The organism is Synechococcus sp. CBW1004 (genome assembly GCF_015840715.1).
Lineage (GTDB): Bacteria > Cyanobacteriota > Cyanobacteriia > PCC-6307 > Cyanobiaceae > Cyanobium.
In genome coordinates this window covers 3,050,677-3,072,395 of record NZ_CP060397.1, presented here as the reverse complement: position 1 = coordinate 3,072,395, position 21,719 = coordinate 3,050,677, and the positions used below count along the sequence as shown (strand labels likewise).

General features: G+C 66.8%; 26 protein-coding genes and 1 tRNA gene. 16 read left to right on the top strand and 11 right to left on the bottom strand.

Annotated elements, in window-relative coordinates; translation table 11 throughout:
• The first annotated feature begins 61 nt into the window (after window positions 1-61).
• The 7 genes from dctP (at window position 62) to H8F25_RS14550 (ending at window position 6,629) form a co-directional block, all read left to right on the top strand.
• Window positions 62-886 (top strand): TRAP transporter substrate-binding protein DctP, encoded by an 825-nt coding sequence (dctP, locus tag H8F25_RS14580; protein ID WP_231596880.1) that lies wholly within the window; start codon window positions 62-64, stop codon window positions 884-886.
• 24 nt (window positions 887-910) lie between these two features.
• Window positions 911-1,528: an ISAs1 family transposase gene (locus H8F25_RS18005; RefSeq protein WP_197211024.1), complete on the top strand. Its 618-nt coding sequence runs from the start codon at window positions 911-913 to the stop codon at window positions 1,526-1,528.
• A 2-nt stretch (window positions 1,529-1,530) separates the two neighbouring features.
• A complete protein-coding gene (locus H8F25_RS18000) occupies window positions 1,531-2,052 on the top strand; it encodes an ISAs1 family transposase (RefSeq protein WP_255518284.1) in 522 nt (173 codons plus the stop codon).
• Window positions 2,053-2,377: 325 nt separating this feature from the next.
• The gene (locus H8F25_RS14565) at window positions 2,378-4,009 is read left to right on the top strand and encodes a sensor histidine kinase (RefSeq protein WP_231596879.1); all 1,632 of its coding nucleotides are present in this window, start codon (window positions 2,378-2,380) and stop codon (window positions 4,007-4,009) included.
• 898 nt (window positions 4,010-4,907) lie between these two features.
• Complete coding sequence (locus tag H8F25_RS14560) at window positions 4,908-5,429, top strand: hypothetical protein (RefSeq protein ID WP_197211022.1); 522 nt, start codon at window positions 4,908-4,910, stop codon at window positions 5,427-5,429.
• Between the two features lie 49 nt (window positions 5,430-5,478).
• Window positions 5,479-5,970: a siphovirus Gp157 family protein gene (locus H8F25_RS14555; RefSeq protein ID WP_197211021.1), complete on the top strand. Its 492-nt coding sequence runs from the start codon at window positions 5,479-5,481 to the stop codon at window positions 5,968-5,970.
• 83 nt (window positions 5,971-6,053) lie between these two features.
• Window positions 6,054-6,629: a helicase-related protein gene (locus tag H8F25_RS14550; RefSeq protein WP_197211020.1), complete on the top strand. Its 576-nt coding sequence runs from the start codon at window positions 6,054-6,056 to the stop codon at window positions 6,627-6,629.
• A gap of 93 nt (window positions 6,630-6,722) precedes the next feature.
• Here the strand turns inward: H8F25_RS14550 and H8F25_RS14545 are convergent, their stop codons facing one another.
• Complete coding sequence (locus H8F25_RS14545; protein ID WP_255518283.1) at window positions 6,723-7,328, bottom strand: transposase; 606 nt, start codon at window positions 7,326-7,328, stop codon at window positions 6,723-6,725.
• A 26-nt stretch (window positions 7,329-7,354) separates the two neighbouring features.
• Between H8F25_RS14545 and H8F25_RS14540 the strand changes: the two genes are divergently transcribed.
• Together H8F25_RS14540 and H8F25_RS14535 are read left to right on the top strand one after the other, a co-directional pair.
• Window positions 7,355-7,732, top strand: coding sequence for a hypothetical protein (locus H8F25_RS14540; RefSeq protein WP_197211018.1), 378 nt, complete (start codon window positions 7,355-7,357; stop codon window positions 7,730-7,732).
• Window positions 7,733-7,803: 71 nt separating this feature from the next.
• Window positions 7,804-7,968, top strand: coding sequence for a hypothetical protein (locus tag H8F25_RS14535; RefSeq protein ID WP_197148125.1), 165 nt, complete (start codon window positions 7,804-7,806; stop codon window positions 7,966-7,968).
• Here H8F25_RS14535 and H8F25_RS14530 read toward each other — a convergent pair.
• Genes H8F25_RS14530 through H8F25_RS14520 form a run of 3 tightly spaced genes read right to left on the bottom strand, consistent with a single transcriptional unit; the run spans window position 7,934 to window position 11,277 of the window.
• Window positions 7,934-8,518, bottom strand: coding sequence for an N-acetyltransferase (locus H8F25_RS14530; RefSeq protein WP_197211017.1), 585 nt, complete (start codon window positions 8,516-8,518; stop codon window positions 7,934-7,936). The two genes, H8F25_RS14535 and H8F25_RS14530, sit on opposite strands and share 35 nt — an antisense overlap.
• A 4-nt stretch (window positions 8,519-8,522) precedes the next feature.
• Window positions 8,523-8,843, bottom strand: a complete 321-nt coding sequence (locus tag H8F25_RS14525; RefSeq protein ID WP_197148123.1) for a DUF1778 domain-containing protein — start codon at window positions 8,841-8,843, stop codon at window positions 8,523-8,525.
• A 22-nt stretch (window positions 8,844-8,865) separates the two neighbouring features.
• Window positions 8,866-11,277, bottom strand: a complete 2,412-nt coding sequence (locus H8F25_RS14520) for a DEAD/DEAH box helicase family protein (protein WP_231596878.1) — start codon at window positions 11,275-11,277, stop codon at window positions 8,866-8,868.
• Window positions 11,278-11,555: 278 nt separating this feature from the next.
• On the opposite strand from H8F25_RS14520, the gene H8F25_RS14515 reads away from it, so the two are divergent.
• Window positions 11,556-12,029 carry a helix-turn-helix domain-containing protein gene (locus H8F25_RS14515; protein WP_197211016.1) on the top strand — a complete coding sequence of 158 codons (474 nt, stop codon included), beginning with the start codon at window positions 11,556-11,558 and terminating at the stop codon, window positions 12,027-12,029.
• A gap of 200 nt (window positions 12,030-12,229) precedes the next feature.
• A complete protein-coding gene (locus tag H8F25_RS14510) occupies window positions 12,230-12,601 on the top strand; it encodes a PIN domain-containing protein (protein ID WP_231596877.1) in 372 nt (123 codons plus the stop codon).
• On the opposite strand, the gene H8F25_RS14505 is transcribed toward H8F25_RS14510, so the two are convergent.
• From H8F25_RS14505 to H8F25_RS14495, 3 genes are all read right to left on the bottom strand, one after another.
• Window positions 12,583-13,089: a hypothetical protein gene (locus H8F25_RS14505; protein ID WP_197211015.1), complete on the bottom strand. Its 507-nt coding sequence runs from the start codon at window positions 13,087-13,089 to the stop codon at window positions 12,583-12,585. The two genes, H8F25_RS14510 and H8F25_RS14505, sit on opposite strands and share 19 nt — an antisense overlap.
• Window positions 13,089-13,796, bottom strand: coding sequence for a hypothetical protein (locus H8F25_RS14500; RefSeq protein WP_231596876.1), 708 nt, complete (start codon window positions 13,794-13,796; stop codon window positions 13,089-13,091). Before H8F25_RS14500 ends, H8F25_RS14505 begins: the two co-directional genes overlap by 1 nt.
• A gap of 202 nt (window positions 13,797-13,998) precedes the next feature.
• A tRNA-Gly gene (locus H8F25_RS14495) sits at window positions 13,999-14,069 on the bottom strand.
• A 328-nt stretch (window positions 14,070-14,397) separates the two neighbouring features.
• Between H8F25_RS14495 and H8F25_RS14490 the strand changes: the two genes are divergently transcribed.
• The 5 genes from H8F25_RS14490 to plsY all read left to right on the top strand — a co-directional run bounded on the left by H8F25_RS14490 (window position 14,398) and on the right by plsY (window position 19,044).
• Entirely contained in the window at window positions 14,398-15,819 is a 1,422-nt protein-coding gene (locus H8F25_RS14490; RefSeq protein WP_231596875.1) for an MFS transporter, read from the top strand.
• Between the two features lie 130 nt (window positions 15,820-15,949).
• Window positions 15,950-16,696: an ABC transporter permease gene (locus H8F25_RS14485; protein ID WP_197211012.1), complete on the top strand. Its 747-nt coding sequence runs from the start codon at window positions 15,950-15,952 to the stop codon at window positions 16,694-16,696.
• Window positions 16,696-17,127 carry a DUF3119 family protein gene (locus tag H8F25_RS14480; protein WP_197211011.1) on the top strand — a complete coding sequence of 144 codons (432 nt, stop codon included), beginning with the start codon at window positions 16,696-16,698 and terminating at the stop codon, window positions 17,125-17,127. The genes H8F25_RS14485 and H8F25_RS14480 overlap by 1 nt, the downstream gene beginning before the upstream one ends.
• A complete protein-coding gene (locus tag H8F25_RS14475; RefSeq protein WP_197211010.1) occupies window positions 17,124-18,194 on the top strand; it encodes a DUF3086 domain-containing protein in 1,071 nt (356 codons plus the stop codon). Before H8F25_RS14480 ends, H8F25_RS14475 begins: the two co-directional genes overlap by 4 nt.
• Window positions 18,195-18,384: 190 nt before the next feature.
• Entirely contained in the window at window positions 18,385-19,044 is a 660-nt protein-coding gene (gene plsY, locus H8F25_RS14470; RefSeq protein WP_197211009.1) for a glycerol-3-phosphate 1-O-acyltransferase PlsY, read from the top strand.
• 140 nt (window positions 19,045-19,184) lie between these two features.
• Here plsY and proC read toward each other — a convergent pair whose 3' ends face one another.
• From proC to H8F25_RS14450, 4 genes are read right to left on the bottom strand one after another with little or no spacing between them, the layout of a single operon-like run.
• Window positions 19,185-20,084 carry a pyrroline-5-carboxylate reductase gene (gene proC / locus H8F25_RS14465; protein WP_197211008.1) on the bottom strand — a complete coding sequence of 300 codons (900 nt, stop codon included), beginning with the start codon at window positions 20,082-20,084 and terminating at the stop codon, window positions 19,185-19,187.
• Window positions 20,071-20,643 (bottom strand): cell division protein SepF, encoded by a 573-nt coding sequence (locus H8F25_RS14460; RefSeq protein WP_197211007.1) that lies wholly within the window; start codon window positions 20,641-20,643, stop codon window positions 20,071-20,073. Before H8F25_RS14460 ends, proC begins: the two co-directional genes overlap by 14 nt.
• A gap of 47 nt (window positions 20,644-20,690) precedes the next feature.
• Window positions 20,691-21,404, bottom strand: a complete 714-nt coding sequence (locus H8F25_RS14455) for a YggS family pyridoxal phosphate-dependent enzyme (RefSeq protein WP_197211006.1) — start codon at window positions 21,402-21,404, stop codon at window positions 20,691-20,693.
• Window positions 21,404-21,670: a PipX family protein gene (locus tag H8F25_RS14450; RefSeq protein WP_197211005.1), complete on the bottom strand. Its 267-nt coding sequence runs from the start codon at window positions 21,668-21,670 to the stop codon at window positions 21,404-21,406. The genes H8F25_RS14455 and H8F25_RS14450 overlap by 1 nt, the downstream gene beginning before the upstream one ends.
• Window positions 21,671-21,719: the final 49 nt, after the last annotated feature.

Below are 21,719 nucleotides of genomic sequence, written 5' to 3'. Positions count from 1 at the left end.
GTCCGTCGCCGCTGGCGACCGCTCCGCGCTGTCCCCACGACACCAGGTTCTCGCACGCCTGGTGCTGATCGCGGGCCTGATCACGGCCTTTGCCGTGGCCTGGCGTCAGTTCGCCGCGATTCCGCTGCTGGTGATCGGACAGCCCCGCACCGTCGGACTGCTGCAACGCGATCAGGAAGAACCCTTCTTCCGGAATCTCGCGGCGACCACGGGATTACCGCTGAAGATCACCTATGTGACAACCGATACGTTCGGGCTCAAGGACACCCATCAACTGGATGCCCTGCGGGATGGACGCATCGACATCGCCTCCTTGCGATTCATGCAGAACATCGCCAAGGAAGCCAGCCTCGAGAGAATCGACCTTCCCGGAAGGATCCCCGATTTCAACAAAGCCAGGCAGGTGGTCCGTGCCTACAGCCCCACGGTGGATCGCCACCTGCAGCAGGCCTTCGGAGCCAAGCTGCTGGGTATCTGGAGCTTCGGTCCACAGGTGATGGTCTGCCGTGAATCGATCCGCAGGCTCACCGACATCCAGGGACGCAAGGTGCGGGTGGCCAGCCCAGGGCTGGCGCAGCTGATCAATGCCGTGGGGGGCATTCCGGCCATTCTTTCCTTCGAGGACACGCAGGCCGCCCTGGCGCAGGGCATCGTGGACTGTGCCGTGACCAGCGCTGCCTCGGCAAGCTATGCGGGCTGGACTCGATTCAGTCAGTACTACTACCCGCTGGCTTTTCAGTTCGGATTCAATGGCTATGCGATGTCCCTGAAGCGATGGCACTCCCTTTCCGCCGATGAGCAACAACGACTGGGCGACGCCTTCCAGGCCAGGGCTGATTCAAAGTCTGTCCCAGTCTCTCTTGCCGGGGCTGTCAGCATGGGTTGAGGTCGGCGGAATCGCCTTCTCTTTGTGCAGGAAAGCGCTTCCGCCGCAACCGATCTCGACCTGATCAGCTATCTGAGGTCGATCCCCGAAGCGCGGAGGCGGCGCGGGATTCGGTTTCCAGCCTGGTACCTGCTGCTGGTGGCCGTGCTCGGGATCCTGAGTGGCTGCCAGAGCTTGCGGGATCTGGAGCGGTTTGCCATCCGGCACCACGCCGTGCTCACCGAGGCGCTGGGCGTGGAGCTGCGGCGGCCGCCATCTGATTCCTCGTTCCGCTACTTCTTCCAGCAAGTCGACGTGCCAGCCCTGTGCGGCGCGATCCGTGACTGGACGATCGCTCAAATCCCAGGTGGCGCAGCAGATCTCGATCAGCTGGTGTGTGACGGCAAAACCCTGAGGGGTTCGATAGAGCCCACGGCCGGCGGGGGCTCCGCGTTCATTGCTCAGGTCACGCTGTATTCAGCCGCCCTGGGCGTGGCGATCAGCCAGGCTTGCTACGCCACCGGCGAAAACCACGAGCGGGCGGTGCTGCGCCAACTGCTCGGCGAGCTGGATCTCGAGGGCGTGCTGATCCAGGCTGACGCGCTCCATACCCAGCGTCCGTTTTTCGGCAACTCCAGGAGCAGGGGGCCGACTTCCTCCTGACAGTGAAAGCGAATCAGAAGACGTTGCATCGTCAGATCCGATCTCAGTTCCAGGGAAAGCGGCACATCCCTTTCGTGGCGGACGTTCACGAGGTTGGCCACGGCCGCGACATCACCTGGAGGCTGCGCGCCAAAGCGGCTCCAGAGCACATCAGCGAGGCCTGGATCGGCACCAGCTGGATCGTGGAAGTCGCGGCCAGCGGCACCCGTGACGGCAAGCCATTTCAAGCCACCCATCTGTTTCTGACGAGCCTCCGCACCACGCCAGAAGCCCTGCTGCAACTGGTGCGCGACCGCTGGAGCATTGAGGGCTGGCACTGGATCCGTGACACCCAGCTCGATGAGGACGCCCACCGCTACCGGGGCAATGGTGCTGGGGTAATGGCCACGCTGCGCACCGCCGCCTTGAACCTGCTGCGTCTGACTGGCTTCCGGTCGATCCGGGCTGGCATCCAGGCGGTGATGCACGACATGACGGCGCTGCTGGCAATGGTGCAGCGGCGACCCCAGCCCGGTACTGGCTGAGACTTTGAATCAGCCCTGCCTTCCAGGCCTTCAGCGAGAAGCTCTGGACCTATTCCCAGACTCTGCAGCGGGAGTCGGAGGCCTGCATCACCGGAGAAGACTGCCGGATCCTGCCGCCTCAGCGGCTGACGCTTGTTCAGCCGAGCCATCAGGATGTGCAGCTGCTCCAGCAGCTCTCCAGACAGGTCGTGCTGCCCCAGTGGTCCGAGCGCTGCGAACAGCAGCATCCAGGCTGCCGGCGTGAATGGGACCAGAAGGTGGCGCCGATCACCGATTTCTCAGGCCAGGAGCCGGGCCACCCGTGAAACGCGCCCGTCCCAGTCCCATGGGGAGCAAAGAGCGTCGGGCGGTGGCGATCCCCCTGCAGACCGCAGGGCTGCTCTCAACCCTGATCATTCTGATCAGCGCGGTCTATGAGGTGCTGGCCGCCAACCACCTCTATCCCACCCAGTATTTTCTGCTTGCCCTTCTGCTGGGCTCTCTGGCGATGTGGGCCTTCCTTGAGGTGGCCACCATCAGTCGTCATCACAGCATCCAGGGCCTGAAGGGTCTCCAATGGATCCTCGCCATACAAATCGGGGTGCTGGCCGCACGTCACTGGCAGGACTTTGATCCCCAGCTCATCGAAGCGAGCAGCGCGCTCCGCCGCGCGCGCCCTGACCTGAGCCAGGCCTGGTTCTTTCTGCCGGTTTACCTGCTGCTGTTCCTGGCGATCAGTCGCAGTCTGATCGAAATCTTTGCGGCCGCCGAACGCGAACGTGCCAACCAGTTGCAGCAGCAGATGCTGATTCTGAGCCAGACCAAAGCCGACCTGGAAGCGAGCGAAGCCCGTTACCGCAGCTTCTTCAATCTCCCGCTGGTCGGCACCGCCATCACCGACATCGAGCAACGCTGGGTTGCCGTCAATGACAAGACAATCTCCTTGCTTGGCTATGGGCGCGAGGAGCTCTTCAGTCGCACCTGGATGGAACTGACCCATCCAGACGACCTGGCGCAGGAGATGGCATTGTTCACTCGGATGCAGCGCAACGAAATCCACGGATATCAGATCGAAAAGCGCTTCATCCGAAAGGATGGCAGCATCGTTCACACCCTGATGGCCGGTGGCAAGGGTCTCCGAAACGGGTCAACGCCCGACTGGTTTCACATGAACATCATTGACATCAGCGATCGCAAACTGGTCGAGGCCAAACTGAACAAAGCCCAGCAGCGCGAGACAGCGATCGCCCAACAACAACGCAGCCAACTGGAGCAGAAACTGAAGACCAGTCTCACGGCCTCCGCCGTTGTGCATGAAATCCAGCAGCCTCTGGCCTGCATTTTGCTGAACTGTCGACTGGCGGAGGCGAGTGTCAGACAGCTGCCGGAAGCGACCATCCCGGCTGCCCTGCGCAACCAGCTCAGCCAGCTCACCGCCAATGGCGATCAGGTCACAGCCACGATGGAGCGGGTGCGCATGCTGCTTCGCAATGTGGAAACACAACCAGCCCCGCTGGATCTGACCATCAACATCGAGAGCAGCCTGATCTATCTCCAACAGGCTCTCCAGGAGAATCAGATTCAACTGATCTGCCACGGCCTGCACCAGCCCTGTCCGCTGATGGGAGATGGAGCCCAGCTGCAGAGTGCCGTGGTCAATCTGATACGCAATGCCATCCAGGCCATGGAGCAACAACCCCCTTGCAGCAGGAAGCTGCTTCTCAGACTGGACGACCGGAGCGATCACGTGGTCATCCAGGTTGCCGACAGCGGCCCAGGCTTTCCCCACGACTACAGGGGCACCACCAGCTGGGAACTGCTCAGGAGCACCAAGGCCAGCGGCATGGGGATCGGCCTGTTCCTGGCTCAGACCGCTGCCATCAACCACGGCGGCTGCCTGCGCATCGGCCGCCACGACGAACTCAGAGGTGCCGAGGTGATCATTGAGATTCCAAGACGGCCGCAAGTGATGTCGTGAATGTCATCCGCCCGGGCGGAGACACACCCATTGCCATGAAAGCAGTGGCTGACCTGTGGGATGCAGCGACCACACCGGGCCAGCCCTGCAATGCCGAAGATGGAAGGAAGCGGGCGGCGGGAATCGAACCCGCATCATCAGCTTGGAAGGCTGAGCCATAAATCGCCCAATCTCATTGCTGCACCTAACTTCTCAACAAGAAAAAAGCCGCATGTGAGATGTTTGGTGAGATGTTTTGCCGCCTGCAGCCGGCCAGGGCCGGGGGCTCCCCGGGAACACATCCGTCGCGCCGCAGGCGCGCGAGACGGTGGCGGGATATGCGAGACACAAGTGCAAGGCCTCGCCTTATTCAGAGGAACGGCCGCTTCCTTGAATAAGGCGAGGCGGATTCAAGGTTCGCCCGAAGCGGCCCACAGACACGGGCGTCGAGAGGGCGCGAAACCACTTGAACGGTCCTCGCCGCGGGGCTGAGCAAGCTCCCCAAGGCTCCGGTCGTCAGCGGCCGTCCTTCAGCGTGCCACGGCTGCGCCGTGGCGTGCATCGGCCAGCCGCCGCCGCCCTCCGCACCAGGGCCGGTATGGGTTGGTGGGCATGGCTGCTCTCCCGCGGCTGCGTTGGCCGGGCCTTCGCTCGCGTCATAGCGGGAGGCAGCAAGTTTCCCGCGCGGCTGCGCGGCCAGCTGGTTGTTCAGCGCTGAATCTGGCGGGTCTGCTTATCAGCTTTCCGATCCGTCAGTGCATGGCCTTGCTCTGCCCAGATCCACTGCCCTGCAGCTCTTCTGCTCACCGCTCAGTGCGTTTGTACTGGTAGAATAAAGACTGCGCCAAAGGCCCCGAGCCCATCGCCTGCGGCAACGAAATCCTCGGAAAACTTGCCCCGTTCGTTTGCTCTGTAGCCCATGAGCTTGTCCTCTGCTGCAGTGGCCCAGGCCGCTGCATTGCCTCTTCCTGGCCTCCTGCCGCCGCCGGCGTTGGCCCATCGCTCGGTCGTCATCGTCGCCGGCGGTGGTCGTGATCTCTCATGGCCTCAGGAGCGCATCGCCTCCGCCCTGCTCCAGCGCAGCGGTGGCCGTGCTGTGCATCTGCTGCTCCATGGCGGTGCCCGTGGCGCCGATCAAGCCATCGGCCGCGCTGCCCACCAGCTCGGCTGGCGCGTTCAGTCCCTCGATGCCGAGTGGCGCCGGTATGGCCGCTGCGCCGGCCCCATCCGCAATCGGCGCCTTCTCGAGCAGGCCTTGGTCGAGGCCCAGGCCCACACCTCCCCAGCGTTCAGCGCCTCAGTGCTGGTGATCGCCTTCCCCGGTGGTGCGGGCACGGCCTCGCTGGTGCAGCAGGCCCGGCGCTGCTCAGTCCGTTCGCCGGTGCCGGTGGTGGTGCTGGAAGTGCCGCCGCCCTTCTCGCCGGAGCCCTTCGCCGCCTGAGCGGCATCCGCCGCCCCGCAGTTCTTGTTCCATCCCTCTCCATCTCCCCATGTCTGTTCTCACCACCACCGCTCCTCTCCCCCCGGCCCTCCCCCAAGCAGCAGGCCCTGCCTGCTCGCTGCAGCGCACCGGTTCCCTCTGGCAGCTGGGCATCGAGGCCCAGGAGCTCACCACTGCCATCGGCCAGCTGGCCCAGCAGCTGGAAGCCGACGACGAAGACGCCCGGTCCCAGGCGCTCGCCGAGCTGGAGGCCGCCCTGCTGGCCGAGGAGGGCAACAAGCAGGCCCTCGCCGCCAAGGCCGATGCCACCTGCTGGGTGATCGAGCACCTGCGCGGCCAGGCCGCCTACCGCCAGCAGCAGGCCAAGCGGCTCACGGAGCTGTCCCGCTCCGATGCCGGCCGGGCCGATGCCCTGGAGGAATCACTGGTGCTGGTGCTCACCCGGCTGCAGCCCGCAGCCACCCGGTTCTCGTTCCCCAATCACGAGCTGCGCAGCACCCGCTCCACATCCGTCGCCATCGAGAACGAGACCCTGTGGTGACGGCTCAGACGAACAGCCTGTGCTGCAGCTGCTGCGGTGATGGCCAGAGCATCCGGCCGGCTGAAGTGAGCGCTTGGGAGGGCATGCCCTGCCTGGTGCAACGCTGCCCCGGCCACTACCGGAGCGATCCCAGGGGAGGACTACCGCTCTACCGCCGCCTTTACACCTCAGGGCAGGTGAATCGCATCATTGCCCGCGAGCACACCGGCCTGCTCTCCCGCACCGACCGTGAGCGGCTGGAGCACCAGTTCGTCCATGACGGCCCCCGCAGTCATCCCAACCTGCTCTCGGCCACCTCCACCCTGGAGATGGGCATCAACATCGGAGACCTTTCCTCGGTACTGCTCTGTTCGGTGCCACCAGAACCTGCCAACTACCTGCAGCGCATCGGACGAGCCGGTCGCCGCGATGGCAATGCCGTTGTCGGCACCGTAGTCAACGGCACCCCCCATGACCTCTACTTCTATGCCGAGCCCAGCGAGATGTTGCAGGGCAGGGTCACACCACCCGGCTGCTACCTCGATGCCGCGGCCATTCTGAGCCGCCAGCTGATCGCCTTCACGATCGATCGCTGGGTGCAGAGCGGCATCCCGATCGAAGCTCTGCCTCGCAAGCTCAAAGCCTCTCTGGATGCGGTGGGTGGCAAGCAGTGGGAGTAAGCGTTCAGGGGTCGGGACACCCCAGTGCGTCAGTCAATCTCCGATCTCTCCTCTGAGAGGGGCCATCTGTTCCTTCCACGTGTGATCGCTGCCTCAGCGATCCGGCACCAGCGATGGCATCACGCCGCCGAGGCGATGGGCAATCCAGGCCTGCTCCAGGAATTGCCAGACATCGCGGCCCTGCTGCCGCAGGGTGGCGGTGACGGTGAGCAACCGGCTGCGGCAGATGGCGCCGCCGGAGGACTGGACGCCATGGCTGATCTTGCGGTGAATCACCGATTGCCGCAGTGCCCGCTCGGCAGCGTTGTTGGTGGGCTCGATCCCTGGCGTTTCCAGAAAAGTCCAGAGCGCCTGCTTGCGCTGCAGCAACTGGCGACAGGTTCGCACCGTCTGGGCCCAGGGCGTCTGCTCGCCCCGCTCACAGCCCAGATCCACCACCCGCTGCAGCGTGGCCTCGAACGCCAAGCGGAGGGGGTGGCATCGATGCAGGAGCTGGGGCCGGTCGATCGCTCCGCTCTTCCACTGGTGCCAGTGAGCGAACAGATGCTGCTGCAGAGCCAGCATCTGGGCTCCGATCTCCCTGCTGGCGCCCTGGCGTTCAGCGATGGCCGCCAGATCAGCGCACCGTTCGCGGTGTGGATGGACGGCTGGTTTCTGGAGAGCATCCAGCCGGCTCAGCCGGCTCCTGCCAACACACACCCGCACCTCGGCTCAGGGAGGCCGAGGTGATTTCCCTGGTGGAGCGCAGCATTGGCTTGTTCGAGCGGCTGGGCGGACTGGATCAGCGCGACCAGCTCCTGTTCAAGGACATCGTCCGCAGCAACGTCCTCACTGCCAGTTCAGGACTGCTGCCCGGCACCCCCGCCGACGACGAACTGACCCTCAGCGATGCCTGGCTGGAGGTGTTCCAGGAAGTGCTGCCGCGTGCCAAGTACCGCTCGGCCGGGATGTTGGTGGCCGAGGCCTACCGGACAGACTTTGGCCAGGAGCCGCCGCTGCGGCAGCAGTTCGTTGATGGGGCCCCGCGTCAGGTCAAGAGCTACCGGCGGTCCTGGCTGATCGACACCCTCAAGCGCTTTCGCGCCCAGCTGGCAGGGGGCTGATGGACACGCCGACAACCTCATCGCGTCAGCGGGTCTGGGTCACAACGGCAGAAGCCTGCGCAGCTCTGGGGATGAGCCGCGAAACCCTCCGCCAGCTGCGGCTGCGGGGGGTGCTCACCCCGGGCAAGCACTACCGCCGCTGGGGCTGCACCCAGGGCCGGGGGCCCCTGCAGTGGCACCTCGAGAACGTGGAGGCGACCATCACCGGCTGGAGCAGGAAACATCTGCGCCTCTGATGCTTGATCCGCCCGATTGCGGAGGCGGAAGAGCACTGAGGGTGATGAACAACCGCTCCGGTCGTCCTGGGAGGGGCCGGAACCCCATCGACGCGTAGAAGCTGTGCAGGCGTGCGCGTTCCGCGTCTCCAGCGGCGCCCGCCACATCGAGCAACATCAGCCGCACCCCGAGGATCTGCCCCGCCCGCTGGCACTGCTGCATCGCATCCACCAGCAGGATGCGCCCCAACCCCTGGCCTTGGTGTCTCCCGTCGACAGCGAGGTGACTGAGAAAAATGCCTGGAATCAGATTCGAGCGTGGTGCCCGCGGGACAGCATCGGCAGGCACATCAGCCACGCCGATGGCATGGGCATTGATGGCGTAGAAGCCGAGACAGGCCCGAGGTTCGCCTGCCTGGGCGGTGTCAGTGGCGACGTAGAGCCGGGTGTAGCCATCACGCTGCTGGCGCTTGGCGGTGCGGCGCAGAAAGTTGTCCTGGCTGTCGCTGCCGCAGCGGAAGTCTTTGGTGTCGTGCAGGCCAGGGTCAAAGGCTTCGATCCGGTAAGCCACCGGTTCAGGAGCGCACGACCTGGTCCTGGTGCAGCCGCCAGGCTTCTAGCAGAGCGGGCGTTGGCGCGGTCTCTTCGTCGAGGGCGGCGAGCAGAGCCTGGTGATCGCCCTGGCTGAGCAGGGTCTGCTGCCTGCCACTGAGCAGCTCCTGGGCACGCGCATACGCCGACATGACCACGAAGGCGGAGGCCTCGATTCCCATCAGGTCAGCCGCGGCCTCAATGCTGGCCTTCACCGAGGGCTTGGTGCGCTGGTCCATCCGAGCCGAGCGGGGCTCGTCGATCGCTTCGATCGCCGCATGGAGCGCGGTCTCGACCGGTGACATGGCACCACAGAGAGCGACTTCATCATTGTACGGGGCATGGCCGTACATGGCCGTAGTCTGAGATGGGCAGCCGCGTCGAGGTCAGCTCATACCCCATCGCCCGATAGCCCCGCAGCCTCCGCTCCCACATGCGTTGCGGCACCGGATGGCCGAGATCGAGCCAGTCGATGATGCGGACGCTGGTCTTGCCGCTCTGCTGCCGGTGCAGCCGGCCGGCGTATTGCTGCAGCGTGCCTTTCCACGACACGGGCATCGCCAGCAGCAGGGTGTCGAGCGGCGGATGGTCGAACCCTTCCCCCACCAGTCGCCCGGTGGCCAGCACGATGCGAGGTGCCTCTGGGGGCAGCTGCTCCAGCGCGGCCAGGGTGGCGCTGCGCAGGCGTGCGCTCAGGCGACCATGCAGCAGAAACAGGTTTGGCACCTGCTCGGCCAGCGCGCGGGCGATCCCTGTGATGTGGTCCGTCCGCTCACTCAGCAGCAGCAGCTTGCGACCATCGCCCCAGCAAGTCAGCGCCGCCGCCACAATCTGATCGGTTCGGTGTTGGTCTTCCGCCAGCCGGCGCATCAGCTCCTGGATCGGCAGATCGGCCGGTAGTGCTGGGAGCTGATGGGTGCGGCTTACCAGTTCCAGGGTCTGGGGCGCCCCGGCAGGTCGCTGGGCGGTGTGGCGAATGGGGCCGCACTGCATGAACAGGATCGGCTGCAGGCCGTCGCGGCGCACCAGGGTGGCCGACAGGCCCAGCACGTGGCGGGCCTTCACCTGCCTGAGGATCGTTTCAAAGGAGGCGGCGGCGATGTGGTGGCACTCGTCGACGATCACCTGCCCGTAGCCCTGCACCACAGGGTTCACCTCTCCCTTCCGCACCAGCGACTGCATCACGGCGATGTCGAGCTGGCCGGTGGGCTTGGCTTTGCCTCCACCGATGCAACCGATCGCCTCAGGAGTGACATCCAGAAAGGATTGGAGCCGCTCCTGCCATTGGCGCAGCAACTCCGCCCGATGCACCAGCACCAGGGTGTTGACCCTGCGGCGCGCCAGGATCGCTGCTGCCACCACCGTTTTCCCGAAAGCCGTCGGTGCCTGCAGCACTCCGATGTCATGGCGCAGCATCGCTTCGACGGCGGCCTCCTGGTCAGCGCGCAGCTGGCCCGTGAACGCCAGCTCCAGGAGTGAGCCGTTTTGCCGTTCATCCACCAGATCAAAGCCGATGCCCAGCTCCTGCAGCAGGGTCTGCACGGGTTCCAGGCAGCCCCGCGGCAGGGCAATGTGCTGGGGAAAGTTCTCGGCGCAGCCGATCACCCGCGGTTTGTCCCATACCGACAGGCGCATTGCCTGGGCTTTGTAAAAGGCCGGGTTTGCGAAGGCGGCGAGGCGGATCAGGCGATTGAGCAGTGGCTGCGGCAGGCTCGAGCGCTCCACATAGAGGCGATCAGCCAGGGTGAGCGTGAGTGAGGTGGGCAGCGGTCCCCTGATCGCTGGAGCCGCCTGATGCGGTTTCCATGGGGTCGCCAGGTCCTCCTCGTCGATGAACGCCAGATCGAGAGGATGGGCACCGCCCGTGGCGCTCTGGATCAAGGTCTGCAGCCCTGCCACCGACAGCCTCTGCAGGGTTGCCAGATAGGCCCACTGATCGGGATAGGGCTTCAGGTCGTCATCCACAAACACGCTGCAACCCCGCTGCCGGGCTTCCTTCTGCAGCGGCAGGGCGATCAGATTGCCGAAGCCCCCCTTCGGCATGGTGTCCTGATTGGGGAACAGCCGGTCGTAGGAGCTCAGCTGCAACTGGCGTGACGCGGCGCAGGTGTGACTGATCAGGGCTGCCCCGAGCTGGCGAGCCTCTCGGGCCGGTACCGCCTCCTCAAAGAACACCCACACATGGGCGCCCTCCCCGGAACGAGAGATCTCCAGTGCAGCCGGCACCGCCAGCTCCAGGCAGGAGCGCAGAAAGGCCCTTGCGTCCTCGCGCCAGTCCTGCTCGTCGAAATCCACCGCCAACAGATGACAGGTGTCGTTCTCCAGCAGGGGGTAGAGCCCAAGCGTGTGTTCGCCGGCCAGATGGCCGTAGATCGCCGCATCACTGAGGGGCAGCAGCTCGCGGTGGTTGCAGTCGCGGCAGGAGATCCGTGGCTTCTCGCAGATCCCCGGCTTCCATTCATTCGCGCAGGCCGGCGCATAGCCCGATCGCCCGCTGGTCCTGCTCTCCCAGCGCAGGGCGTAGATGTCATCACGACCGCGGAACAGACGCCGAAACAGGGCCACCTTCTGCTGCACTGAACCGGGGGCACTGCCAGCAGGCTGTGCTGAGTCCGGGGTTGGCTCCGATCTGGGTTGTTCGGTGGAGCGCCAGGCAATGCCGTGAGCCTCCAGCAGGGCAATCAGCCTGCTGTTCTCCAGGCGGAGCTGATCCAGCTCGGATGGCTTGGAGTCGGCCATGAGGAGAGGGGCCTCAGCGCTGGTCAACCTGGAGGTAGACAGCATTACGCCACTGCTGACCCACCGCCACGAAAAGGACCGGCACCTCGTGTGACCCGCACCTCGACCACCAGGCGGAAGCCCGCGGTGCGGAGCTTGATCCTGGTGCGATCACTGCAGCCCGGGATCCTGCCGGCGGGAATCCGCTGCTCGATCAGCCGTTCGGCCCACCCTCTTGCAGATGCTGCGGATGCTGCGATTATTTCGATTACTGTGCGAGTGGCCCTCCCCCGTTGCCCATGGCCGTCGCTCTCCCAAGCTCCATTGAGCCCGTGATCCCCACGGCTGAGGCGGCTGAGGCTGCAGGGGCGAGCTTGCGCGATCTCGCCAGCTTCCGTGCCAGCCACGGTCTGCGCCAAGCCAGCCTCTCCCTGGACCTGGACGATGGACAGCGCGCATCTGTCCCAATCCCGGCCGCAGTGCTGGAATTGCTCCATGGAATCCTGGTGCAGATGGCCCAGGGCAATGCCGTCACCCTGGTGCCGGTGCATGCCGAGCTCACGACCCAGCAGGCCGCCGATCTGCTGAATGTGTCGCGGCCCTTCCTGATCGAGCGGCTGGAGCAAGGGGAGATCCCCTTCCGCAAGGTCGGCACCCACCGGCGGATCCGCCTGGCCGACCTGATGGCCTACAAGCACGGCATCGACCAGCAGCGCGGAGCGGCACTGGATGAGCTGGCGGCCCAGGCCCAGGAGCTGGGCATGGGCTACTGAGGTGAATCGCTTCACGGTCGTCTACGACGCCTGCGTTCTCTATCCAGCGCCACTTCGCGACCTGCTGATGCGCCTGGCGCTCACGGATCTCTACCGGGCTCGATGGAGCGATCAGATTCATGAGGAGTGGATCACGGCCGTGCTGCGGAACCGGCCTGATCTCTCCAGAGAACAGCTGGAGCGCACCCGCTCGCTGATGAATGCTCACGTGCGTGATGCGCTTGGTGGATGGCCATCAGAGCCTGATTCCAGCCCTGGAGTTACCGGACCCGGATGACCGCCATGTTCTGGCAGCCGCCATCAAGTGTGGAGCCGATCTGATCCTCACCTTCAACCTGGATGATTTCCCGGAGCACGTCCTGGCGAGCTACGGCCTTGGTGCCTGCCATCCCGATCTGTTTCTGGTGGACCAGCTGAACCTGGATGCCGAGCGGGTGTGCATGGCGATGCGGCAGCACCGAGCCAGCCTCAGGAACCCACCCAAGTCAGTTGAGCAGTACCTGGTCACCCTGGAGGAACAGGGTCTAAGCAAGTTCTCGGAGGCCGTGCGGCACTACGCCGCTGAGCTCTGAGCGCGTAGCCCCTGGCCCAGCCGTAGTTCTGCCTTGGCGAAGGCGTCATCCACCACGTCATCCCCGCACCAGCGGCTGTAGGCCGCCAGGTGGGTCTGCACGCTGTGCCCCATCGCCGCGGCCACCACCTTGGGCGGCAGATCACAGATCACGTGGGCTCGGTGGGCGTAGCCGTGGCGGCAGGAGTAAGGCACGAGCTTTTCGCCCTTGGCCTCGTACTCACGCCGAAGCTCCTTCCAGAGCGGGCGATTCATCAGGTAGTGGCCCACGTAGCCCCCACCCAGACCAGGCTGCATGGGAGGCAGCTCCTGGGTTGGGAAGCGTTCCTCCAGGCGCCAACCGTCTGCCCAGTCGTCACAGGGCAGCGGCCGCAACACCCTTGGCCGGGTCTTGCCGCGGGAGGCGACCTTCTCATACATGCACCAGAGCCGACCCTGGCGGATCTGCAGATGTTGGAGCTCCTCCGGGCGCAGTCCGTAGGCAGCCATCAGTTGAAAGGCGAAGCGCCAGCGGGCATCCGGGATGGCCCGCACCAACCCAAGGATGTGCTCCACCTCCAAGGGCGTCGTGATCGCTTTCGCCGCACGCGACGCCCCACGAACACCGCCAGATCCTGAGGCGGCTCCCAGTCCTCGCCCAGCCGCCGCTCCGCCACGGCCCAACGCAGCAGGGCGGCAGTCGACTGAATCTGGATCTGGCGGGTGCGCCCGCCCGGCTTGTCCGCCCAGATCCGGGCCAGGGTCTCCAGCAGCTGCTTGGCGTTCTGCGGCGGGGCCGTCACAGCCACGGCCCCGAGCACGTGGTTCATGTGGTGCCTGTAGACCCGATGCCAGGTCGACGGCTTGATCTCGCCACTGATCAGCTTGTGCTCCCGGAAGGCTGCAATCAAGGCATCCCAGTCACCAGGAGCGTGGAGCGCCGCACCTCCTCGATGCCTGGCGCGGCCAACCTGGCTCGAGGCCGATCGGAGCACTGCCGCCCCATCGGAGCCTTGCTCCTCCGCACGGGGCATCCGGGCAACGCAGGCATCAGGCTCGATGCCCTGCTGGAACTCGTCGTAGACCTCAACCACGGCGTCGCGGATCTGATCGACCTGGTCGCACTCCCAGGGGATCGGCAGCAGCACCTGGCGGCGCTTGCCACCACCAGCACCAGCAGCGATGTTCAGGCGCGCATGACCACGGTGATTCAGCACCGTCCAGCCCCTTTGAGACAGCGCGTGAGACACGACGGCCCTGATCGTCACCTCCCAATCACGGGCCGCGGGCATGTGAGACGTTTGGTGAGATGTTTCGTCTCACAGCCTGGCACGGCCAAACAGGCGCTGGCAAAGGCTGCAAGCCCTAACGCCAGTGACTGCAGGGGCTTTGAGCCGAAAACCCTTGTTGAGAAAAGGAAGCGGGCGGCGGGAATCGAACCCGCATCATCAGCTTGGAAGGCTGAGGTTTTGCCACTAAACTACGCCCGCAGATTGGCGTTGAATCACTCGGATCACCATCAGAGAGTCCGGATGATCCCGTCTCATCTGCCCACCGTTGTCACCGGTTGTCATCCAGCCATGACCGGTCAGCCAGGCATGGAATTCTCCACCCGACCGCAGAAGAGGCAGGAGCCGCGTCCTCGGTGGGGGTGAGGCTCCGAGGGTGGCATCCAGCCGGGAGTGGTCCCGGGGCCCACCGCAGAACCTTGGCGGAACGGTGACAGTCCGGAAACATGGCAGATGATGCCGCTCCGGATGGAACCGTCGCAGAATGCGGCGGCTGTCGCATTATGGCCTGTCCGGCCACCCAGCCCGTTTGAGCACCTCCACCGCCGGCCCCTCCGCCGTCCATGCCGTGGACCTGGCCGATCTGCCACCGGGTCGGCGCCAGCGGACGCTGTGGGCCTACGGCCTCGGTGATGTGGGCACGGGCATGGGGGCCGCCCTGATCGGCTTCTACCTGCTGCGCTTCTACGTGGCGGCCGGGCTGCCCCCCTGGCTGGCCGGGGTGGCCTACGGGGTCGGACGTCTCTGGGATGCCGTCAACGATCCGATCGTCGGGTGGTTGAGCGACAAGACCAGCCATCACCCCTGGGGCCCTCGCATCCCATGGATGCTCTGGAGCGCCGTGCCTCTGGGCGCCGCCATGGCCGCCATGTGGTGGCTGCCTCCCTGGCCGTCGGTGGCGATCAAGTTCACCCTCTTTCTGGTGATCTCGGTGATCGCCAACAGCCTCTACACCTGCGTCAACCTGCCCTACACGGCCCTGGCGGCGGAGCTCAGCAGCGATGTCCATCTGCGCACCCGCCTGAACACCGCCCGGTTCACCGGATCGATCCTGGCGACGATCACGGCCGCGCTGCTCGCCGGCATCCTGGTGGGCAACCTCGGCGATCCGAGCAGCTATCTGCCGGTGGGCCTCGTCTCCGGCCTGATCATCAGCGCCTCCACCCTGGCCTGCGGCATCGGGCTTCTGCCGGCGGCACGGCGCTGCCAGAAACCCACGAGCGGGAGCGGCACCACCCGGCGACTGCTGCGTCGCGTGATCCGCAACGGCCGCTTCCTCATGGTGCTCGGCCTCTATCTGCTGCTGTGGTGCTCCCTGCAGCTGATGCAGGCCGTCTCCCTGTTCTTCCTGCCCGTGGTGCTGCAGGTGCCGGAGGGTGTGAGCAAGCTGATCTTGCTGCCCTTCATGGTCAGCTCACTGGCCGGGCTGTGGCTGTGGAGCGCGGTCGCCCGTCACCGCGGGCGGCTCGCCGCCCTGCGCTTCGGCGGAACCCTCTGGATCGCAGCCTGCCTGCTGGTGATGGTGCTGCAGCCTCTGAATCCAGGCCTGCCTCTGTTCGCCTCTCCGCAGAATCTGCTGAAGCTGAGTGCCCTGGTGCTCACGATCGTCCTGGCCGGGGTCGGAGCCTCCACCGCCTATCTGATCCCCTGGTCGCTGCTGCCCGATGCGATCGACGCGGATCCGGAGAAACCGGCCGGGCAGTACAGCGCCTGGATGGTGCTGGCTCAGAAGGTCTGCATCAGCGCCGTGATCGCCCTGCTGGGGGTGCTGCTCAGTGCCAGTGGCTACGAGGAATCCCTGGCTGCCAGCGCCCAGCCCGCCAGCGCCCTGACAGCCATCCGCCTGTGCATGGGTCTGATCCCGGCCGTGCTGGTGGTGCTGGGCCTGGTGGTGATGCGACGCTGGCCCGAAGGGGGCGTGTCGCCCCAGCGGCAGAGCCTGGAATCATGACGCTGCCAGTGCACGGCCCCAAGGCCCTTGAGACAGCCACCCCGGCGAAGCTTTGCCTGACCTTCCTGCCATCCCATCGATGCGACCCAGGCAGCCCGCCGCCCCAGGTCCCCGGGCTTCAGGTGCAGGGATGAAACCTCCCCGCTGGCTGCGGCGGCTGGGCAGCAGCCTGCTGATCGGCGGGCAGGCCACCGCCGCCATCGCCCGCGGCCGGATCGGCCCCAACGATCTGCTGCAGGAACTGCTGGAGGCCGGCCCCGGCAGCTTCCTGATCGTCCTGATCACCGGACTGGCAGCCGGCACCGTCTTCAACATCCAGGTGGCCGCGGAGCTCTCCAAACAGGGAGCCAGCTCCGCCATCGGCGGCCTGCTGGCACTCGGCCTGGCGCGGGAGATCGCGCCGTTGCTCACCGCCACCCTGCTCACCGGCAAGGTGGCGACGGCCTACGCCGCCCAGCTTGGAACGATGAAGGTCACCGAGCAGATCGATGCGATCACGATGCTGCGCACCGATCCGGTGGAGTACCTGGTGGTGCCGCGGGTGCTGGCGATGGTGCTGATGTCACCGGTGCAGTGCCTGCTGTTCTTCGCCGTGGCCATCTGGTCCGGGCAGGTCAGCTGCACCGCCCTTTACAGCGTGCCGCCGGCCGTCTTCTGGAACTCGGTGCGCACCTGGATGGAGCCCGATGATCTGCCGTCGATGCTGCTCAAGGCACTGGTGTTCGGCCTGCAGATCGCCGTGCTGGCCTGCGGCTGGGGACTCACCACCAAGGGAGGCCCCAAGGAGGTGGGCACCAGCACCACAGGCGCGGTGGTCATGATCCTGGTGACCGTTGCCCTGATGGATGTGATCCTCACCCAGGTCCTGTTCGGCTGATGCACTCCCCCCCCACCCCCTCCGATCCGGCCTCCGGATCCACTGTGACCCTGGCCCCCCGCTACTGGGTGCCGATGGGCGTGACCCTCCTGGGGCCTGCCGCACTGCTCAGCGCTCCCCTCTGGGACGGAGCCCGCTGGCTCTGTCTGGCCCTGGTGGTGTTCGGCGGCTTTCTGCTGTTGCAGGCGGGCCTGCTGCGGCTGCGCTTCACGGACGACGCTCTGCTGGTTCTGCGGCTCGAGCAGGAGATCCGCCGCTTCCCCTACGCCGAGTGGACCGGCTGGCGGGTCTTCTGGTCACCGCTGCCGGTGCTGTTCTATTTCAGGGAGATCCGCAGCCTCCATCTGCTGCCGGTGCTGTTCGACGCCACCGAGCTGCGCAGCCAGCTGGAACAGCGTGTCACCCCCAGCCCGCCCGCCTCGCCGCGATGACCGAGCCCTTCCCCCCGACCGATGCCTCCGGCGCGGAGCGTGCCGAGGTGCCGACGGCACAGGCCGCCGCTGCTGCAGACGGTCCACCGGTGCTCCCCGGCGACGCCGCCGGGGCGGGCGGTGCACCCGGATCCACGCTGCCGGAACCGGCGCGGGATCAACCCCAGCCTGAAGTGGGACAGGCCCTGAGCCAGCGGGAGCCCACCTCCTCGACCTCGTCGGCGTTGCTGGAACTGGCCCTGAGTGATCTCCAGGAGCGTCGTTCGGCCCTTGAAGGGGAGATCGCCACCCTGGAACGGCGGCGCGAGCAGCTGCAGCAGGAGATGGCCCGCAGCTTCAGCGGCCAGTCCGATGCGATCGCCCGCCGCATCCGTGGCTTTCAGGACTATCTGGTGGGAGCCCTGCAGGATCTGGTGGTGGCGGCCGAGCAGATCGATCTGGTGCCCCAGCCCGTGCTCGTGCAGCCGTCGCCGCTGGACAGGCCGGCCGAGCCGGAGGACGCTCCGCCGCCCCCTGCGGCCGCTGGCCAGTTCAGCCAGGACGAGGCCCTGATCCGCAGCCTGCTGGAGCGTTACGGCGGCCAGCCGGATTTCCACGCCGATCCCTGGAAGCTGCGCCGGACCCTGGAGGTGGAGGGCGCCGGCCTGCTGGAGGACTGGTTCCTGTTCCAGGGAGGCCGTGGCGCCCAGCCCAGCAGCGGCAGCCGCAATCGCAATGTGCTGATCGCCGCGGCGGCGATCTCGGTGCTCGGAGAGCTCTACGGCGACCGCTTCCAGACCCTGGTGCTGGCCGGCCAGCCCGAACGCCTCGGCGAATGGCGCCGGGGCCTGCAGGACTGCCTGGGCCTGAGCCGCGAGGACTTCGGTCCCACCAGCGGCATCGTGCTGTTCGAGCGGGCGGAGGCCCTGATCGAGCGTGCCGACCGCCTCGAGGAACGCGGCGAGCTGCCGTTCATCGTCATCGATGCGGCCGAGCGCGTGGTGGAGATCCCGCTGCTGCAGTTCCCCCTGTGGCTGGCCTTCGCCGCCGGCCCGGATGAACTGCTGCTCGAGGAGGATCTCTACTGATCCGCCCTGCTCCGGCAGGGGGCCTGCTCCCACTCCGTCCGGGGGCCGCACACGCGCCGCCGCACCCAGCAGACACGCCGACCCTGCAGCGGGAGAATGGCCGGAGAGGAAGCCCGCGCTCGCCCCGATCCCCGGCGGCCGCCGTCAGGCCCGGCCGTGAGATCCCCACCGTGTCCCGCCGATCCCCCCGATGAATCTGCTGCCCCTCCTGACGCTTGTGGCCGGCTACCTGCTGGGCTCGCTGCCCAGCGGTTATCTGGCAGGCCGCTGGCTCGCCGGCCTTGACATCCGCCAGCAGGGATCGGGCTCGACCGGCGCCACCAACGTGCTGCGCGTGCTCGGCAAGGGGCCGGCCCTGGTGGTGTTTGCGGTGGATGTGGGGAAGGGGGCGGTGGCGGTGCTGCTGGCGAAGGCGGTGCTGGAACCACTCGGCGTTCCCCTCGATCCAAGCGCCCAGGTGCCCCTCGATTCCTGGGTGGTGGCGGCTGGCCTGGCCTCCCTGGCCGGTCATATCTGGCCGGTGTGGCTGGGCTGGAAGGGCGGCAAGGCGGTGGCGACGGGCCTGGGCATGCTGCTCGGGCTCGCCTGGCCGGTGGGCCTTGCCTGCTTCGGGATCTTCCTGACGGTCCTGACCTTCAGCCGCATCGTCTCGCTGTCGAGCGTGGTCGCGGCGCTGTCGCTGCCGCTGCTGATGCTGGGCTGGTTCAGCGGCCAGGGGCTGGGGGTCCGGTGGCCCTATCTCGCCCTCGCCCTTCTCACGACCGTGCTGGTGGTCTGGCGCCACCGCAGCAACATCCAGCGGCTGCTGGCCGGCACGGAACCACGCCTGGGGCAGAAGAAGGCGGGCTGAGCCCAGGGGCCTCAGTTGGATTCACCGCTGCGCGATGGGGGCAAGCCAGCCGAGCGCGGCCTGATGGCGCGGAAGGGCGATCGAGCGTTGTGCCCTGGAGCCAGGTGAAGTCCCATCGAAGCCACGGATGCGGCCGACGATCAGGCCAGTTCGCGGCTGCGCTCGGCGGCGGTGAGCACGGCCTCCAGCAGCGCCGAGCGCAGGCCCGCACGCTCCAGCTGGCGCAGACCGGCGATGGTGGTGCCCGCCGGGCTGGTCACCATGTCCTTGAGCTGGCCGGGATGCAGCTCCCGCTCATGCAGCAGCGCTGCCGTGCCCGCCAGGGTGCGGTGAGCCAGATGGTGAGCCAGCATCCGGGGAAGCCCCGCAGCCACGGCCCCGTCGGCCATGGCCTCGGCCACGAGCGCCACGAAGGCCGGCCCGGAGGAGGTGAGCGCCAGAAAGGCATCCAGCTGGCTCTCGTGCAGCTCCAGCACCTCACCCACATGGGCGAACAGGGACCTGACCCATTCCTGCTGGCCGGCCTCCACACGATCCCCCCAGGCCAGAGCGGTGAGGCCGGCGCGCACGAGGGCCGGCGTGTTCGGCACGGCCCGCACGCAGACGCAGGTGGGGAACAACCGCTGTAGCCGCGTCAGGGAGACGCCGGCCAGCACCGAGATCAGCAGACGGCCCGAAGGGAGTTCATCGCTGGCTGACACCGGCTCGACCTCCGACGCCGCCAGTGCGGCCGCCAGAGACTCCAGCTGCTGGGGTTTCACGGCCAGCAACACCACCGGTGCCTGCCAGGCCGGCAGGGGATCGGTGCTGACCCGAACGGGCAGCTCCTGACGCAGCCGCACGGCCGAGGCCTCCGTGGCGACGGCGGCACACACGGCGTCAGGGGTCAGCTGACCGGACTCCAGAAGCGGGAGGAGAAGGGCCTGGGCCATGCGACCCAGCCCGAGAATGCCCAGGCCGAGCGGGGGGCCTTCCGTCTGGACAGAGGCCCCGGCATCAGCGGTGGTGGACGACGCGACGCGGTCGTCAGATCGAGACATCCGTCCGGCCCCAGGCGGGGCTGGGGGCGGCGTCCTGAGGCTCGGGAGCCGGGCGGCTGGCCGTGACCGTCGGAGAAGCCACCTCATCGCCACTGGCGGTGGTGACGGTGACGCAGCTGGGTGCGAACAGGAAGATGCTCTCGCCCACCCGCTCCTGGTGGCCGTCGATGGCGAAGGTGCCGCCGGCCACGAAGTCGACGGCGCGCTGCGCCTGGTCGGGCTCCATCATCGTCAGGTTGAGGATGACCGTCTTGCGCTCGCGCAGCGCCTGGATGGCACGGGGCATCTCATCGAAGCTGCGGGGCTCCATGAGAAAGACCTCCGCCACGGAGGTGGAGATGCCGGGCATGCCGATCACGTTCGTCCCGGCGAAGGGATCCTCGGAGCCGAACGGCTGGCTCAGGGCCAGGGCGCTGCCGCTGGCGATCGTGCTGGTGGAAGGGGTGCTGGAGCTGGCGGGGCTCACGTCCCCGGCGTCGTAATCCAACTCATCGTCGTAGTCACCGTCGAGGTAGTCATCACCGGAGACGACAGAACGAAGGCGGGAGAACAACGACACGGAGGAAGCCTCGGGTTGGATGCTTGGATCCTGAATAGCGTCCCACGTCAGCCGGTGCAAGCCTTTGCGGCCGTGTCCATCCCGGGTTCCGTCCCCGCCGTCGCCGGCCGGGGACCGAACAGACCGCTCCCCAGGCGCACCCAGGTGCTGCCGGCCTCCACCGCCTCGGGCCAGTCGCCGCTCATGCCCATCGAGAGCTCCCCGAGACCGAGTTCCGCAGCCAGATCGCGGCAGTGTCCGAACAGCGCCAGACGCTGTTGCCGGTCCAGCCCCATCGGCGCGATGGTCATCAGCCCCACGGGCCGCAGGGGCTCCAGCCGGCTCAGCCGCGGCCAGGCCTGACGCAACACCACCGGATCGAAGCCGGTCTTGGCGGGATCGGGTGCAAGCTTGACCTGAAAGAGGATGGCGGGGGAGAGGTTCTCCTCCGCGGCGATCCGCTGCAGCCGCTCCGCCAGCTCCGGGCTGTCCACCGAGTGGATGGTGGCGAAGTGGCGCAACACTCCGCGCGCCTTGTTGGCCTGCAGGCGGCCGATGAAGTGCCAGTCGAGCGGCCCGAGATCCTGCAGCTGCGCCTGCTTGGCGACCGCTTCCTGCAGCCGGCTCTCCCCGAAACTGCGCTGCCCGGCAGCCACGGCAGCGCGGATGGCATGGGCAGGCTGCCCCTTGCTCACGGCGAGCAGCCGCGTGGCAGCGGGCAGCCGGCGGCGAAGGGCCTCAAGGCGCGCGGCCAGCGGATCGGGGTGCGCCCCGCCGTCCATCAGAGGAAGGTCTGATCGAACAGCTGGCGCCAGCGTGCATGGACCTCCGGTCCCTCGCGACGTGCACGGGCCAGATTCTGCTCCGCGTGATGGCGGGCATCCATCAGCGGAATCACCTCGAAACTGGCACCCCGGTTCTGCAGCGTGACCAGGAAGAAGATGCGCTGGGCGTAGAGCGTCGCATAAAGATCCTTGCCTTCCGCGACGGGGGCGACGCGGTAGAGCATGCCGAAGGTCGGATGGTTGAGATAACGCTCTTGGCTCACATCCCGGATCGGTCTTGTCGCCATTCAAGCCCACCACCCTGACCGGGGC

Coding starts and splice junctions, on each gene's coding strand:
- H8F25_RS14525 (WP_197148123.1), bottom strand. CDS start 8,843: ATGTCACCGGTCGAGACCGCGCTCCATGCGGCGATCGAAGCGATCGAC.
- H8F25_RS14555 (WP_197211021.1), top strand. CDS start 5,479: ATGTCTGTTCTCACCACCACCGCTCCTCTCCCCCCGGCCCTCCCCCAA.
- plsY (WP_197211009.1), top strand. CDS start 18,385: ATGAATCTGCTGCCCCTCCTGACGCTTGTGGCCGGCTACCTGCTGGGC.
- H8F25_RS14455 (WP_197211006.1), bottom strand. CDS start 21,404: ATGGACGGCGGGGCGCACCCCGATCCGCTGGCCGCGCGCCTTGAGGCC.
- H8F25_RS14485 (WP_197211012.1), top strand. CDS start 15,950: ATGAAACCTCCCCGCTGGCTGCGGCGGCTGGGCAGCAGCCTGCTGATC.
- proC (WP_197211008.1), bottom strand. CDS start 20,084: ATGTCTCGATCTGACGACCGCGTCGCGTCGTCCACCACCGCTGATGCC.
- H8F25_RS14565 (WP_231596879.1), top strand. CDS start 2,378: ATGGGGAGCAAAGAGCGTCGGGCGGTGGCGATCCCCCTGCAGACCGCA.
- H8F25_RS14480 (WP_197211011.1), top strand. CDS start 16,696: ATGCACTCCCCCCCCACCCCCTCCGATCCGGCCTCCGGATCCACTGTG.
- H8F25_RS14535 (WP_197148125.1), top strand. CDS start 7,804: ATGAGCCGCGAAACCCTCCGCCAGCTGCGGCTGCGGGGGGTGCTCACC.
- H8F25_RS14515 (WP_197211016.1), top strand. CDS start 11,556: ATGGCCGTCGCTCTCCCAAGCTCCATTGAGCCCGTGATCCCCACGGCT.
- H8F25_RS14550 (WP_197211020.1), top strand. CDS start 6,054: ATGCCCTGCCTGGTGCAACGCTGCCCCGGCCACTACCGGAGCGATCCC.
- H8F25_RS14505 (WP_197211015.1), bottom strand. CDS start 13,089: ATGGCTGCCTACGGACTGCGCCCGGAGGAGCTCCAACATCTGCAGATC.
- H8F25_RS14520 (WP_231596878.1), bottom strand. CDS start 11,277: ATGGCCGACTCCAAGCCATCCGAGCTGGATCAGCTCCGCCTGGAGAAC.
- H8F25_RS14475 (WP_197211010.1), top strand. CDS start 17,124: ATGACCGAGCCCTTCCCCCCGACCGATGCCTCCGGCGCGGAGCGTGCC.
- H8F25_RS14560 (WP_197211022.1), top strand. CDS start 4,908: ATGAGCTTGTCCTCTGCTGCAGTGGCCCAGGCCGCTGCATTGCCTCTT.
- H8F25_RS14510 (WP_231596877.1), top strand. CDS start 12,230: ATGCTCACGTGCGTGATGCGCTTGGTGGATGGCCATCAGAGCCTGATT.